General features: G+C 67.5%; 12 protein-coding genes. 8 read left to right on the top strand and 4 right to left on the bottom strand.

Annotation, left to right across the window (positions count from 1 at the left end; translation table 11 throughout):
- Positions 1-24 precede the first annotated feature (24 nt).
- The gene (locus KTJ78_RS12105) at positions 25-624 is read right to left on the bottom strand and encodes a TetR/AcrR family transcriptional regulator (protein ID WP_217136158.1); all 600 of its coding nucleotides are present in this window, start codon (positions 622-624) and stop codon (positions 25-27) included.
- Between the two features lie 54 nt (positions 625-678).
- Between KTJ78_RS12105 and KTJ78_RS14025 the strand changes: the two genes are divergently transcribed.
- From KTJ78_RS14025 to KTJ78_RS12145, 8 genes are all read left to right on the top strand, one after another.
- Positions 679-2,313: an ATP-binding cassette domain-containing protein gene (locus KTJ78_RS14025; protein WP_217136160.1), complete on the top strand. Its 1,635-nt coding sequence runs from the start codon at positions 679-681 to the stop codon at positions 2,311-2,313.
- Positions 2,310-3,911, top strand: a complete 1,602-nt coding sequence (locus tag KTJ78_RS12115) for an ATP-binding cassette domain-containing protein (protein ID WP_217136162.1) — start codon at positions 2,310-2,312, stop codon at positions 3,909-3,911. The genes KTJ78_RS14025 and KTJ78_RS12115 overlap by 4 nt, the downstream gene beginning before the upstream one ends.
- Complete coding sequence (locus tag KTJ78_RS12120; protein WP_217136165.1) at positions 3,908-4,765, top strand: siderophore-interacting protein; 858 nt, start codon at positions 3,908-3,910, stop codon at positions 4,763-4,765. The genes KTJ78_RS12115 and KTJ78_RS12120 overlap by 4 nt, the downstream gene beginning before the upstream one ends.
- 64 nt (positions 4,766-4,829) lie before the next feature.
- On the top strand, positions 4,830-5,921 hold the full coding sequence (locus KTJ78_RS12125) for a histidinol-phosphate transaminase (RefSeq protein ID WP_217136167.1): 1,092 nt from the start codon (positions 4,830-4,832) through the stop codon (positions 5,919-5,921).
- 5 nt (positions 5,922-5,926) lie between these two features.
- Positions 5,927-7,144 (top strand): thiamine pyrophosphate-dependent enzyme, encoded by a 1,218-nt coding sequence (locus KTJ78_RS12130; protein WP_217136168.1) that lies wholly within the window; start codon positions 5,927-5,929, stop codon positions 7,142-7,144.
- A complete protein-coding gene (locus KTJ78_RS12135) occupies positions 7,141-8,190 on the top strand; it encodes an alpha-ketoacid dehydrogenase subunit beta (protein ID WP_217136170.1) in 1,050 nt (349 codons plus the stop codon). The genes KTJ78_RS12130 and KTJ78_RS12135 overlap by 4 nt, the downstream gene beginning before the upstream one ends.
- A gap of 32 nt (positions 8,191-8,222) precedes the next feature.
- On the top strand, positions 8,223-9,671 hold the full coding sequence (locus KTJ78_RS12140; RefSeq protein WP_217136172.1) for a dihydrolipoamide acetyltransferase family protein: 1,449 nt from the start codon (positions 8,223-8,225) through the stop codon (positions 9,669-9,671).
- A 129-nt stretch (positions 9,672-9,800) separates the two neighbouring features.
- Positions 9,801-10,262 (top strand): acyl-CoA thioesterase, encoded by a 462-nt coding sequence (locus KTJ78_RS12145; protein ID WP_217136174.1) that lies wholly within the window; start codon positions 9,801-9,803, stop codon positions 10,260-10,262.
- Between the two features lie 282 nt (positions 10,263-10,544).
- On the opposite strand, the gene KTJ78_RS12150 is transcribed toward KTJ78_RS12145, so the two are convergent.
- Genes KTJ78_RS12150 through KTJ78_RS12160 form a run of 3 tightly spaced genes read right to left on the bottom strand, consistent with a single transcriptional unit; the run spans position 10,545 to position 13,796 of the window.
- Positions 10,545-11,333 (bottom strand): sulfite exporter TauE/SafE family protein, encoded by a 789-nt coding sequence (locus KTJ78_RS12150; protein ID WP_217136176.1) that lies wholly within the window; start codon positions 11,331-11,333, stop codon positions 10,545-10,547.
- A 58-nt stretch (positions 11,334-11,391) separates the two neighbouring features.
- Complete coding sequence (locus KTJ78_RS12155; RefSeq protein ID WP_217136178.1) at positions 11,392-13,056, bottom strand: gamma-glutamyltransferase family protein; 1,665 nt, start codon at positions 13,054-13,056, stop codon at positions 11,392-11,394.
- Complete coding sequence (locus KTJ78_RS12160; RefSeq protein ID WP_254259674.1) at positions 13,053-13,796, bottom strand: FadR/GntR family transcriptional regulator; 744 nt, start codon at positions 13,794-13,796, stop codon at positions 13,053-13,055. Before KTJ78_RS12160 ends, KTJ78_RS12155 begins: the two co-directional genes overlap by 4 nt.
- Positions 13,797-13,995 lie beyond the last annotated feature (199 nt).

Here is a 13,995-nt window from a genome sequence, read left to right on the forward strand (position 1 = left end):
GTTCTTTCTGCTTCGTGGTGTGGGCTATGCGATGGTGAGTGTTTGGGCTGCCGCGCGCAGGATTGCGGCGGGCGTGGCGGTGGCGTCGAGCTCGGCCCAGCGCGGGGCGAGCTTCGTGACGAGCGGCACCTGCTCGGCCGCCGCAGGGTCAGGCAGGTGCGCCGGGCCGCTCTCGCGCTTTGCGTTGGTGATGGTCGCGGTGCCGAGAATCGTCGCGAACATCGTGCGGTAAAAGATGAAGGCTTCGTCGTCGGTGTGACCGGCTCGGTGCGCGCAGGCGATGAACCCCTCGGGAAAGGTGAGGCCAGCCGGGCTCGCGAGGCGGCCCGATGAAATGAGGCGGATCATCCACGGGTGATCCGCCAAGAAATCATGCAGGCAGAGGGCGAGGTCAACCGCGCTATCGACGGGATCGCCTGTTGGCTCAGGAAATTCGATGGTGCGCGAGACGCGATCGACGAGCGCGAGGAGCAGCTCGTCGCGGTTTGCGAAGTAACGGTAGAGGGCCATGGGCGTGACGCCGAGCCCCGTCGCGAGGGTGCGCATCGAGAGGGCGGCCTCGCCGTCGCGCTCGATCAGGCGCATGGCCTCGGCGATGATTGCTTCGTGTTGCAGCTTGCTCACGCATACCTCCGATGAAAGTTAGGACGCCCTAACTATACGCGTATACTTTCTGATGTGACAACACCAACACCAAGGCCAAACCAGAACCTTCGGGCTGCGCTCAGGCCGGCGCTGCCAACGCTCGGCGCTGCTGTGGGCACCGCCGTACTCGCGGCGCTAGCAACGCTCGCCGCGACCTACTGCACGGTGCTCATGATCGGCGAGGCGAGCGGCCAGAGAGCCCTCGTCGCCTGCGGGCTGTTCGTCGTCGCGGCACTGCTTGGGGCCCTCGCATCGTGGCTCTCGCACCACGCCGAGGCGCGCTTCGAGGCGAGACTTCGCCGCGAGGTCGCTGCCCACATGATGCGCCTTCCTTCGACACGGCTCAGCGAGCTCACGAGCGACCAGCTGCGCCGCCTCGTCGCCGACGAGATCGCGGCATTGCACCACATGGTCGCGCACCTGCCGGGCGAGATCGCGACGATGATCGTCGTGCCTCTCGGCGCGGTTGCGCTGCTCGTCGCGCTCGCGGGCCCCACGGCCCTCGCTGCGCTCGTGCCTGGCGTGCTCGCGGCGGTGCTCTACCTGACGGTCATTCCGAAGCTTTCGGCAAAACACGGCGCCGAGCGTGGCATCGTCATGGGTGAGATCACGCAGGCGGTCGACGAGTACGCCCGCGGCATTCACATTTACCGCAGCTACGGTGCGGGGGCCGGGTCGCTCGCCGAGTTCGAGCGTGCCGCAGGCCGCTTCACGACCGGCATGGTGGCCTGGGTGAAGCGCGTGGCGACTCCCGCCGCGGTTGCCGTCGCGCTGCTGCAGGCCGCGGCGAGCTACGCGATCGCCTACGCCGTGGGCTTCGGGCACGATACCCAAACGCTCGCCGCCATGCTGCTGCTGAGCCTCGCGCTCGTGACCCCGGCCCTGAAGCTCGGCCACGGCCTCGACTACGTCGCGAGCGGGCGCGTTGCGGCCACGCGCATCGCGGCCTTTCTCGCAGAGCCCACGCTCGGGACGGGCACCGAGAAAGCCCCGGAGCTCCCGACCGGAGCCATGCTGCGTGGCATCACGGTGCTCGCGGGAGAACGCCCGCTCGTCGAAGGACTCGACGCGACCTTCGCGCCGGGGAGGCTCACCGCGGTCACGGGGCCGAGCGGGGCGGGCAAGAGCACGCTCCTGCGCGTGCTCGCGGGCGTCGTCACACCGGCCGCGGGCGAGGCGACACTCGGCGGGGTTCCGGTGCGCGAGCTGAGCGACGAGGCGCGCCTCGCGACCCTCTCACTCGTGCCGCAAGGCCTCGGGGTGCTGCCAGCGACGGTGCGCGAGAACCTGCTGCTTGCTCGGCCCGGCGCGGGCGACGAGGAATGCCGCGAGGCGCTTTTTCGAGCGCAACTCGGCCCAGACTCCGGGGTCGGTCTCGACACGAACGCCCGCGAGCTCTCGGGCGGCCAGCGGCAGCGCGTCGCCCTCGCGAGAGCCTTTCTCGCCGACGCCCCCTGCCTACTCGTCGACGAACCGACGAGCGCCCTCGACCGGGCGACCGGCGAGGCGGTGTGGGCCGAGCTGGAACGGCTGGCCCACGAGCAGGGCAAGACCGTGGTCGCCGTCACTCACGACGCGGCGCTCGCGGCCAGGGCTGATGTTGAGTGCCGGGTGCAGCCCGCGACGCACGCGGCCGCACGCGACGAATCGAAAGGGAGCGCACGATGACCGAGACCACCCGCACGTTCAGACCACTGCTCGGCACGCTGCCGGCGCCCGCCCGCCGCAGGGTCGCGGCCGTTGCCCTCGGGTGGGTGCTCGTCGCCCTCACCGAGGTCGCCGCCTACACCGTGCTCGCCCTCGCGATTCGTGACGGCTGGGGCGTCGCCCCGGTGCTCGCGGCCGCGAGCGTCGCGCTCGTGGTCACGGTCGTCGTGACGCGTTCGGGCTACCTCGCCGGTGCCTTCATCGCGGGCGACCTCTACGAAAGCCTCGGAGCGACGTTGGCCAGGGCAAAGCTCTCGTGGTTTGGGTCAGGGAACCGCTCGCTCGTGACCCAGGTCGCCGGCTGGGCGATTCCCTCGCTCATGGGGGTTCCCGCGCACCAGCTGCAAACGCTCATTCTTGCCCCGCTCATTCCGCTCGCGAGCGTCGGGGCGATCTGGTTCGTGATTGGCGGGGGCGAGGCGTTGCTCGTTGCCGCGTTGCTCGTCGTCGCGCTCACCGCACAGGTGTTTGCGCAGCGTTCGCTCGCAAGGGCCGATGCCGCGAGGCACGAGAGCGAGGCGGCTGCAACGGCCGCGACGCTCGAACTCGTCGAGCACCTCGAACTCATGCGGGTGACCGCTGGCCCCGCCGGGGCGCTGCACCGGGCCGAGCGCGCCTGGGGCGCTGCCGAGCGAGATATGGCCGCGACGAACGGCGCTGCGGCCCCCGCGACGTTCATCTCGGCGCTCGCCGCCGCCGCGCCGCTCGCTGGCGTGCTGTGCCTGCTGGGCTTCGCCCCGCAGGGCTTCGCCCCCGCCACGGCCCTCGCCCTCGTCATCCTGACAGCCCGTGCGAGCGCGCCGATCGACGACCTCGCGCTCATCGGCATCGCGATCACCGACACGCGCGCGAGCCTCGGCGCCTACGCGAGCGTTGCGGCGGCCCCCTCGCTTCCTGCGGCGGCGAAGCCGGAGCGTGCCGAGGGCAACCGCATCGAGCTCGCCCAGGCAGGTCAGGATGGCCGACTGCGCCCCGTGAGCGCCACGATCGACGAGGCCTCGCGCGTGCACATCGCCGGGCCGAGCGGGGCGGGCAAGAGCACCCTGCTCGGTCTCATCATGCGCTTCGACGACCCGACGACGGGCGCCGTGAGGCTCGGCGGTGCGCCCCTCACGAGCCTGGGCGAGGGCGAGATCACGAGCCGCATCGCCTACGTGCCCCAGGAGCCGACGGTGTTCACGGGCACCCTCGCCGAGAACATTCGGCTCGGCGACCCCGAGGCGAGTGACGACGAGGTGTTGCGGGCAGCGCACGATGCCTGCCTCGGCGAGGTGCTCGCGAGGGATCCCGAGGGGCTTTCGCAGCAGGTCGGAACCCGCGGTGAGCGCCTCTCCGGCGGCGAACGCCAGCGCGTCGCGATTGCCCGAGCACTCGTCAAACAGGCGCCCATCGTCGTGCTCGACGAGGCAACGGCAGCGCTCGACGAGGCCACCGAACGCCGCGTCGCCGAGGCCTTCTCAGCGCGCGAATCGACCCTGCTTATCGTCACCCACCGCGACCCCGCCGTCTGGCGCCCAACCCACACGATCACCCTCGACGAAAGAGCAGATCTCGCATGACCACGCTTCGACACCGCATTCGCGAGCTGAGCCAGGCCTCGCGCAGCCCCGTCATCGCGACCGCGACCATCACCTCGCTCACGGAGGCGACGCCCGGCTACACCTGCGTCACCCTCGAGAGTGAGGCGCTCGCCGACTACGCCCCGACCTTGCCCGCCGACGCGGTCAAGATCGCCGTGCCCGGTGCCGGCGAGGCCCCCGAGCTGCGCGCCATGACGGTTGCGAGGCGGCCATCGCCCACGAGCATCGAGATCGAGGTGCTGCGGCACGATGGTGGCATTGTGGGGCCGTGGATCGCCGCTGCCAAGCCCGGTGACACCGTCGAGGTGTACGCTGTGCGCCGGGAGCACGCGCTTGGCGACGGGGTCACGCGGCACCTCATCGTCGCCGACTCGAGCGCGCTGCCCGCTGCCGCCTCGATTGTGGCGGCGATTCCCCGCGACCACCGCATCTCGCTCATCGCCGAAACCCCCGCTGCCGAGCGGTCGCGGGAGCTCCTGCCAGCGCACCCCGGCCTTCGCGTCACGCTGCTGAGGGGAAACGAGTGGAACGAAGAACGGGTTGCCGGTCTCGTTCGTGCCGAGCCCATTGAGCCCGGCGATCCGCTGCAATCGTGGATCGCGGCCGAGGCCGAAATCGTCGCCCGCCTGCGCCGGCAACTGCGCGAGGCTGGTCACCCGCGCGACCACCTTTTCGCGGCGGCTTACTGGAAGGCGGGGCGTGACAGCACAGCCCGGGACCGGCTCATCGGTGAGGCCTTCGCCGAGGCGGCGGCTCGCCAGGCTGATCTTGCCGACCCGAGCGTTCGTGGTGAGGTTGAATCGGCCGCCGATGCGAGAAAAGTTGCCCCGTGAACGAGGTAGTTTGGCCCCCAAAATATAACGCCCAATGTCGGTAGTGCGAACTACACTCATGGGTATGGAAGCCTCGAATACCCCTCCCGTGCATATCCGACCAGAAGTGCTCGCGGTTCCCGCTTACAAGCAGGGCGCGACGCCAGAGAAGAAGGGCTACAAGCTCTCAAGTAACGAAAACCCATTCCCTCCTTTGCCCGCAGTGCAGCGGGCCATCGCTGAAGCCCAGGTCAACCGCTACGCCAATGCAGCGCTGCCAGAGCTCAAGGCCAAGATCGGTGAGCTCTACGGGCTCGACCCGGCCACGAGCATGCAGCGCGTGCACGTCGGTGCAGGGTCAGTGTCGATTCTGTATCAGCTCGTGCAAGCAACCGTCGCCCAGGGCGACAACTTCATTTACCCCTGGCCCAGTTTTGAGGGCTACCCGATGCTCGCCCTCGTGGCCGGCGGCGAGGGTCGCGGCGTTCGCGGCAACGATGACGGAACGCACAACCTCGACGCCATGGCCGATGCGATCGATGAGCGCACCCGCGCCATCATGGTGTGCACGCCCAACAACCCGACCGGGCCCATCGTCACGAAACAGCAGTTCGCGAGCTTCATGCAGCGTGTGCCCTCGAACGTGCTCGTCGTGCTCGACGAGGCCTACGCCGAGTTCGTGACCGATCCTGAGGCCGTGCGCGGCGACGAAGAGGTTGGCAAGTACGAAAACCTCGTCGTGTTGCGCACCTTCTCGAAGGCCTACGGCCTCGCTGGTCTGCGTGCTGGCTACGGCGTCGGCCACCCCATGATCTGGGAGGCCTGCCGCGTCGTCGGCATTCCGCTCTCGGTGTCGCCGCAGGCTGAGGCGGCAGCGCTCGCCTCGCTCGAAGCCGAGTCGACACGGCAGTTGAAAGAGAACATTGCGGTGCTCGTTGAGCGGCGCGAACGGCTCGTCCAGGGGCTTCGTGAACAGGGTTACGAGGTCGCCGAATCGCAGTCAAACTTTGTCTGGTTACCGCTAAGAGACAATTCGCAGGAATTGGCTTTAGCCTTTGCAGAACAAGGGACCCTTGTACGTAACTTCGCTGGTGAAGGTGTGCGCATCTCTGTCGGCGAAGAAGAGAGCACCCACGAAGTGCTCCGAATTACCGCAGCATTCCAACAGGGAGCGTGACACCTATGAGGATCGACATCAATGATCCAGAACCCATTCGCTTTCTCGACGCCGAAGGAACCTTCGCGCCGAGCGAAAGCGCTCAAGAATATCTCGCAGAGATCGAGGCACTTGACACCGAAGAGGTGCAAGAGTGGTACCGCGCAATGGTGCGCGCCCGAGCCTTCGATACCGAGTGCACCAACCTGCAACGTCAGGGGCAACTCGCCCTGTGGGCACCGAGCCTGGGGCAAGAGGGCTGCCAGGCGGGTCTCGCCTTCGCTGCCGAGCCCCAAGACCATCTGTTTCCCGCTTACCGCGAGCACCTCGTGGCCGACGTGCGCGGCGTCTCGATGCTTGACCTCGCGGCGCAGTTTCGCGGCCTGACCCACGGTGGCTGGGACGTGAATGACCCGAAAAACGGCAACTTTCACCTCTACACCCTCGTGCTCGGCGCGCAGGCACAGCACTCGCAGGGCTTCGCGCTCGGCATGGTGCTCGAGGCCAAGTTGAAGGCCGGCGATAACGCCCTCGACCCGGGTGAAGCAGGTACTCCGACCGACGCGGCCGTGATCAGCTTCTACGGCGACGGCACGACGAGCCAGGGCGATGCCAACGAGGCACTCGTGTTTGCCCAGAGCTACCAGTCACCCACTGTCTTTGTGGTGCAAAACAACCAGTACGCGATCTCGGTGCCCGTTGCACGCCAGTCACGCACCCCGATTTACCGTCGTGCGGTTGGCTTCGGTATTCCCGCCGTGCAGATCGACGGCAACGACGCGCTCGCGGCCTACGCCGTGGGCAAGCGGTTCATGCGCCACGCTCGTGAGGGTCACGGGCCCTCATACATCGAGGCGCTCACCTACCGCATCGGCGCCCACACCACGAGCGATGACCCCACGCGCTACCGCGAGAACGAAGAGCTCGATTCGTGGCGCCAGAAAGACCCGATCGTGCGCCTCGCAGGTTACCTACGTAGCAAGGGTGTGCCCGAGGAATTCTTTGAGACGGTCGACGCCGAGGCCACGGCCCACGCTCGCACCATTCGCGACGAGATTCTCGCGCTGCCCCCGATCGACACGACCGAAATGTTCGACCACGTGTACGCCGAACAGCACCCCCGCATTGATGAGCAGCGCGAATGGGCGCTGCAGTACGAGGCGTCATACGACGACCAGGCGGCGGCGCCATCACCCGCGCCAGTAGCGAGTGGCTCAGGCCAGAAGGGAAACCGCGCAGCATGAGTCAGAACACCACCGCACTCACCGCCCCAGGGGCAGCGACCACGGGCACGGCCCCCGCTGCCGCTCCCGAAACCGAATCGCTCGCGATCGCGAGGGCCATTAACGCTGGCCTACGCGACGCGATGCGTAACGACGACCACGTCGTGCTGCTCGGCGAAGACATCGGCACGCTCGGCGGCGTCTTTCGCGTGACCGACGGCCTGCAGAAGGAGTTCGGCACCGCACGCGTGCTCGACACCCCGCTCGCAGAGGCCGGCATCGTCGGCTCGGCCATCGGCCTCGCCATGAACGGCTTCAGGCCCGTCGTCGAGATTCAGTTTGACGGCTTCGTCTTTCCCGCCTTCAACCAGATCACGACGCAGCTCGCGAAGATTCGCAATCGCTCAGAGGGCACGATCGATATGCCCGTCGTGATCCGCTTGCCCTACGGCGGCCACATCGGCGCCGTCGAGCACCACCAGGAGAGCCCCGAGGCATACTTTGCCCACACCGCGGGCCTCAGGGTTGTGAGCCCCGCAAACGCAAACGACGCTTACTGGATGATTCAAGAGGCGATTCGTTCGAACGATCCCGTGATCTTCATGGAGCCCAAGGCGAAGTACTGGCAAAAGGGTGAGGTGCGCAAAGACGCACCCGGCGCCCCGATGCACAGCTCGCTCGTCGCCCGCGAGGGCAGCGACATCACGCTCATCGGCTTCGGCGCCATGGTCACGACGCTCATGCAGGCGGCCGAGATCGCTGAGAGCGAGGGCGTGAGCGCCGAGGTGATCGACCTGCGCACGATCTCACCCCTCGACTACGGGCCACTCGTGGCCTCGGTGCAGAAGACCGGCCGCGCGGTCGTCGCCCAAGAAGCGCCAGAAAACGCGAGCGTCGGCTCAGAAATCGCTGCAACGCTCAGCGAGAAGTGCTTCTTCTCGCTCGAAGCGCCGGTGCTCAGGGTGAGCGGCTACGACCTGCCGTTCCCGCCCGCGGGCCTCGAAAAGCAGTACCTGCCCGACGCCGATCGCGTGCTTGAAGCCGTCGACCGCGCAATGAATTGCTAGCGCGCCCACCGCGCAGAAATAACGAGGAAATCGTGAGCAATAATGAATTTGCCCTGCCCGACGTGGGCGAGGGGCTGACCGAGGCAGAGATCGTCACGTGGGCAGTGAAGCCCGGCGACGAGGTGCACCTGAACCAGGTGATCTGCGAAATTGAGACCGCAAAATCGCTCGTCGAACTGCCCTCGCCCTTCGAGGGCGTCGTCGCCGAGCTGCTCGTCGACATCGGCACCACGGTTCCCGTGGGAACGCCGATTCTTCGCATGCAGGGCGATGGCCAGGACGCGGATCCCGCTTCAGACGGCGGCGCCGAGGCCCCCGCGGCGCAGGCTGCCGCCCCTGCCGCGGCACCTGCGGCAACCGAGGCCTCTGGCGATGACGACAACTCCGGCGCCGTGCTCGTCGGCTACGGCACGGGCGGCGCGGTCAAGAGCCGCCGCGGCGCGCGCCAGGCTGCCGCACCCGCTGCTCCTGCCGCCGCTCCAGCAGCGGCACCGGGGGCTGCTCCCGCTCAGGCGGCCGCTGCCCAGACCGCGGCTGCGGCACCCGCGACCGGCTCCACCCCCGAGGTCCCAGCGCCGGGCAAGGTTCTCGCAAAGCCGCCCGTTCGCAAACTCGCCAAAGATCTCGGCATCAACCTCTCAAGCGTGACCCCGACGGGCGCGCACGGTCAGGTGCTGCGAGACGACGTGCTTGGCCACGCGAGTGCTGCCCCCGCGGCGGCTGTTGGCTCGGGTATGGCTGGCGTGCCCACCGCTCCGCGCCCCGCCACACCACAGTTCACCTCGAACGGCGAACGCGAAGAGCGCGTGCCAGTGAAGGGTATTCGCAAGGTCGTCGCGCAGGCCATGGTCGAGAGCAAGTTCTCGGCGCCGCACACCGGCGTGTACGTCGACATCGATGCGACGCGCACGATGGAGTTCGTGAAGCGGCTCAAGACCTCGGGCTCGTTCGAGGGCGTGCGCGTTTCGCCGCTGCTCATCATGGCGAAGGCCGTGACCTGGGCGCTCGCGCGCAACCCCGAGATCAACTCGGCGTGGGCCGACACCGAGATCGTTCGCCGCAACTACGTGAACCTCGGCATCGCCGCGGCGACCCCGCGTGGCCTGGTGGTTCCGAACATTAAAGATGCGCACCTGCTCAGCCTTCGCGAGATGGCTCAGGCGATCGAGACTCTCACCGACCGCGCCCGCGCTGGCCTCACACAGCCCGCCGAGATGCAGCATGGCACGATCACGATCACGAACGTCGGCGTCTTTGGCGTCGACTTCGGCCTGCCGATCTTGAACCCCGGCGAGACCGCGATCATGGCGATGGGCTCGATCAAAGAGAAGCCCTGGGTCGTTGACGGCGAGGTGCGCCCCCGCATGGTCACGACCGTTGGCGGATCATTCGATCACCGCGTCGTCGACGGCGACGTCATCTCGAACTTCGTCGCCGACGTGGCTTCGGTGCTCGAGGAGCCCGCGCTACTGCTCGACTAGCAGCCACCGCGCGCGCCACGTGCCACGACACTCGTGCGGCCGGCCTTCGGGCTTGGCCGCACGGGTGCGGGGCTATCCACCAGCCACACGGGCTCGACGCCCCGCGGCGCTGACAGTACAGTGGAGCCTATGCACTACTGGGAGCTGGCCAAAGAAGATCAGCGGGCACTTCGCCCCGAAGATTTCATGCTCACCCGCGAGTTCACGACTCGCTGGCGTGACAACGACGCGTGGGGGCACCTGAACAATGCCGCCTATTACGAGTACTTCGACAACGCGATTAATGACTGGTTTCTCGAGCAACTCGGGCCGACGCTCTCGCACGACGCAACGCTGCAGTTCGTCGCGGAGTCTGCCTGCCGCTACTTTCGCGAAACGGCCTACCCGAGGCCCCTCATCGTGGGCGTGCGCGTCGCCCGCCTCGGACACTCGAGCATCACCTTCGAGCTCGGTCTCTTCGACGCCCCCGACGGCGTGGTTGGCGACATCTGCGCGCTCGGACGCTGGGTGCAGGTCTTCGTCGACGGCGAGACACGCACCCCGGTCTCGGTTCCCGAGTCGGTGCGCGCGATGATCGCCGCGGCGAGCTAGCGGATCACGCCCGGCCCGCCCTGGCGCGCCTGCCTGCCCGGCCTCGTTGCCTGCCCTCGTGCCCGGCCCGGGCCCCGGTTTTGGGCCTCTGAGAGCTGACTCGCGAAATTGTTTGCACTTTTCGCCCCAAAACACGCCAAAACCGCCCAAAAGTGCAAACAATTTGGGCGGCAGGAGCCGGGGGCGCGGATCGGGCCAGCGAGCAGCCAGAAAAGCCATAGGCCCAGGCTCGCCAGGCCCGGCCAGCTGCAGGCCCGTCCAGCTGCAGGGCCCCACCACCCGCTACTTCTTCGAGCGCAGCGCCTTGAAGACCATCTGCCCGAGCACGTAGGCCAGCAGAATCGAGAAGGCGACGTTCGACCAGAAGGGCGAAATGTACACGGCGATGAGTGAGCCGACGGGTGAGAGCACACCGGCGGTCACGCCGAGGAAGAGGGCCGAGCGCAGGTCGACGTTGCCTCGCTTGACGTTACCGAGGGTGCCTGAGATCGATCCGGGAATGAGCATGATGAGCGAGGTTCCCTTGGCGATGAGGTCGCTCGCGCCGAAGAAGAACATGAGGGCGGGCACGACGACAACGCCGCCGCCAACGCCGAGTAGGCCTGAGAGAATGCCGGTCACGAGGCCGAGCACGACGAGCAGCGCGCCGGTGAGCAGGTCGATGTCGATCTGGGCGTCACGCTGCGGCACGACGAACCAGAGGCTCACGACGACACCGAGCAGGAAGATCATGAAGAGCCAGCGCAAAAACCCGGTCGGTACGCGCGACAGCAGGTAGCTGCCTATCTGCGCGCCGATGACGATGCCGACGGCGAGTAGTACCGCGGCGAGCCAGTCGACGTTGCCCTGCACGCCGTAGCTAATGCCGCCGATGATGGCTGCGGGAAGGATCGCGGCAACCGAGGTGCCCGCCGCGAGGCGCTGCTGAAACCCGAGAAAGAGCACGAGCATGGGCACGAGCACGACGCCGCCGCCGATGCCGAAGAGGCCGGAGAGCAGGCCCGTGATCGCTCCGAGAACGATGAGCAGTGGTGCCGAGGGGTTGGGTTTGGTGAATTCAGTGGTGTTCATAGGGTGACGTTCCTGTCGTGTGGTCGGTGCGTGGGGCTGCGTGGGCGCGTGCCCAGCGCTACCCGTCGCCGACCGTGCCTGAGCCTTCGCCAGCGTTCGTGCCTTCGCCAGCGCCGGGGCCTTCTCCCGAGCCCCAGGCTTCGCCCGAGCCCTCGGCGTGGCCTGAACGGTGCACGACGATCGCCGAGCCGTCAGAACGCGGATCGCTCGCGGCCGTATACCCGGTCACGCCGTTCGAGGCGTCGCTTGCCCCGTCGAGGCGCACGACGTTTGAGTGGCCGAGCTCCTCGTCGTAGGCGGGCACAACGCGCAGGGTGAAGCCCGCGGCCGTCATCGAGTTCTTGGCCTCTTCGGGCACGTCGTTCTCGACGAGCACGGTCGGCGCGCCGTCGGTCGTGAGCTCCTCGACCATCCAGCGCGGCGCATGGGTCGCGGTATGGGGGTCGGCGCCCTCGGCGGCCATGCGCTGCAGGAGTTGCGCGTGGATTTGGGGCTGGGCCGATCCGCCCATGGTTGCGGGAACGTATGCGAGCTCTTCGCCGCGCATGACCATGACGGGCATGAGGGTGTGGCGGGGGCGCTTGCCGGGCTCGAAGGCGTTCGGCGAGGCGGGGTCGAGAGAGAACGAGGTTCCGCGGTTTTGAAAGATGATGCCGGTGTCGGGCTCGAGAATGTGGGCTCCGAAATCCCAGTACACCGAGTTGATGAACGAGACGGCCCAGCCGTCGGCGGTGACGGCCGAGAAGCCAACGGTGTCACCCGAGGCCTTCGCTTCGGCGAGCAGCGCTTCGGCGGGAGCGGCCGCCGCAACGAGTTCGGTCCCGGTTGCTCCGCCAAAGGTTGGGTCTGAGAGCGAAGCGGTGCGCACGAGGTTGCTCTCGAAGAAGGCCTGGGCGAGCGCGCCAGCGCCAGCGCCGAGCGGATCGTCGATGCCAGCGCTGATCGCGTCGAGCGCACGCAGCAGCATGAAGCCCGAGGTGTTGGGCGGGCCGGTGAGCACGCGTAGGCCCTGGAAGCTCGTTTCAATCGGCTCGTCCCAGAACGGGGCGTAGGCCTTGGTGTCTTCAAGGGTGATGGTGCTGCCGAGGCGCGCGAGGCCCGCGATCCACCGTTCGGCGAGGGCACCCTCGTAGAAGGCGTCGGGGCCGCCGGCCGCGAGCTCACGCAGCGACTCGGCGAGGGCCGGCTGCACGAGTGGGGCGCCCTCGGGCAGAGGCGATCCGCCCGGGTAAAAAATGGGTTGCGCGCCAGCGTCCTGGCCGAGGGTGGCCTGCGCATTGATGAGTTCGCGGGCCACCGAGCGTGAGTTCGGGAAGCCGTCTGAGGCAAAGCCGATGGCGGGGGTGAGGTGCTCGGCCCAGTCGCGGGTGGCGCCGAGCTCGTGTAGGGCCTGCCAGCCGCGAATGCCGCCGGGAACGGTTACGGTGTCGATGCCGCGCAGGGGCAGCGCGTCGCCGTGCTTTTCGCGCAGCGCCTCGAGGCTCTGGCCCGAGGGGGCCGTGCCGGTCGCGTTGAGGAAGCGGATCTTGCCGTCTGGGCTGCGTACGATTGCGACGAGGTCGCCGCCGAGCGCAACGTTGTTCGGGTACACGACACACAGGGTCGCGGCAGCCGTGATGGCGGCGTCAATCGCGTTGCCTCCGGCTTCGATAACGGCTGCGCCGGCCTCGGTCGCGAGGTGGTGTGAGGTCGAGATGGCACCCAGGGGGGCGGGGTTCGTCACTTGGCTTCCTCTTCTCCTTCGGTGCCCGCGAGCTGAATTTGCTGGGCAATGTCGACGACGTGGGCACGGGCCTCTTCTTCGGCGAGTGCGCCGTCGCGGGCCTCGATGGCCTCGAAAATACGGCGGTGGGCGACGCTCGACGCGTGGCGGCGTTCGCGGGTCTGGTAGCGGCTCGCGCGGCTTGGCGCGATCTGCTGGGCGATGTGCGTGTTGATGAGCGCGAGCAGCGGGTTGTGCGTGTACTGCGCGATCGACTGGTGAAAGGCGCGGTCGAGTTCGGCGTAGCGCTCTTTCGTGACATCCTTTTCCATCGCCTCGACGAGGCTGCGCAACTGTTCGACGTCGCGGTCGGTCGCGCGGCCTGCGGTGATGCGGGCGATGGGCGGCTCGACGATCGCGCGCAGCTCCATGATGTCGGTGATCTCGGGGTCGACGCCGCTCACGGCCGACGCGATGAGGTCGGCCATGGGGCTTTGCTCGCCGGGGCTTAAGACGATGGTGCCGCGGCCTGGGCGGCGGTCGATGAGCCCGCGGTTTTCGAGCTCGCGCAGTGCCTCGCGAATCGAGACGCGCGAGACGCCGAGCTGCTCTGCGAGCTCGCGTTCGGGTGGGAGCCGGTCGCCTGGGGCGAGCTGCCCGTCGAGTATGAGTCGTTCGAGATCGACTGAGAGACGATCGGGCAGCGAAAGCGTCGTCGCTTTCTTGAGCTGGCTCCAGTCCATCGTCACTTCCTTTCGCATGTGGGGTCGGTTGATGGTGCGATGAGCCCCAAAACACTCTTTCAAAGCCTGGGCAAATACGCAATTGACAGAACCCGCTCGAACCGGGTAAGTTCACTTATCGTTCGAGCTGTTGGTCAGACCATCTTACGAACGAGACTAACATTCACGGTCTTGAATGCAAAACACACGAGCCGTGGCCATACACCCATCAACGGAA

It is taken from the genome of Leucobacter chinensis (assembly GCF_019049105.1).
GTDB lineage: Bacteria > Actinomycetota > Actinomycetes > Actinomycetales > Microbacteriaceae > Leucobacter_A > Leucobacter_A chinensis.

What these genes read in the sequence shown, in the direction of transcription:
- KTJ78_RS12115 (WP_217136162.1), top strand. Translation starts at nt 2,310, where the DNA reads ATGACCGAGACCACCCGCACGTTCAGACCACTGCTCGGCACGCTGCCG.
- KTJ78_RS12120 (WP_217136165.1), top strand. Translation starts at nt 3,908, where the DNA reads ATGACCACGCTTCGACACCGCATTCGCGAGCTGAGCCAGGCCTCGCGC.
- KTJ78_RS12125 (WP_217136167.1), top strand. Translation starts at nt 4,830, where the DNA reads ATGGAAGCCTCGAATACCCCTCCCGTGCATATCCGACCAGAAGTGCTC.
- KTJ78_RS12130 (WP_217136168.1), top strand. Translation starts at nt 5,927, where the DNA reads ATGAGGATCGACATCAATGATCCAGAACCCATTCGCTTTCTCGACGCC.
- KTJ78_RS12135 (WP_217136170.1), top strand. Translation starts at nt 7,141, where the DNA reads ATGAGTCAGAACACCACCGCACTCACCGCCCCAGGGGCAGCGACCACG.
- KTJ78_RS12145 (WP_217136174.1), top strand. Translation starts at nt 9,801, where the DNA reads ATGCACTACTGGGAGCTGGCCAAAGAAGATCAGCGGGCACTTCGCCCC.
- KTJ78_RS12150 (WP_217136176.1), bottom strand. Translation starts at nt 11,333, where the DNA reads ATGAACACCACTGAATTCACCAAACCCAACCCCTCGGCACCACTGCTC.
- KTJ78_RS12160 (WP_254259674.1), bottom strand. Translation starts at nt 13,796, where the DNA reads ATGCGAAAGGAAGTGACGATGGACTGGAGCCAGCTCAAGAAAGCGACG.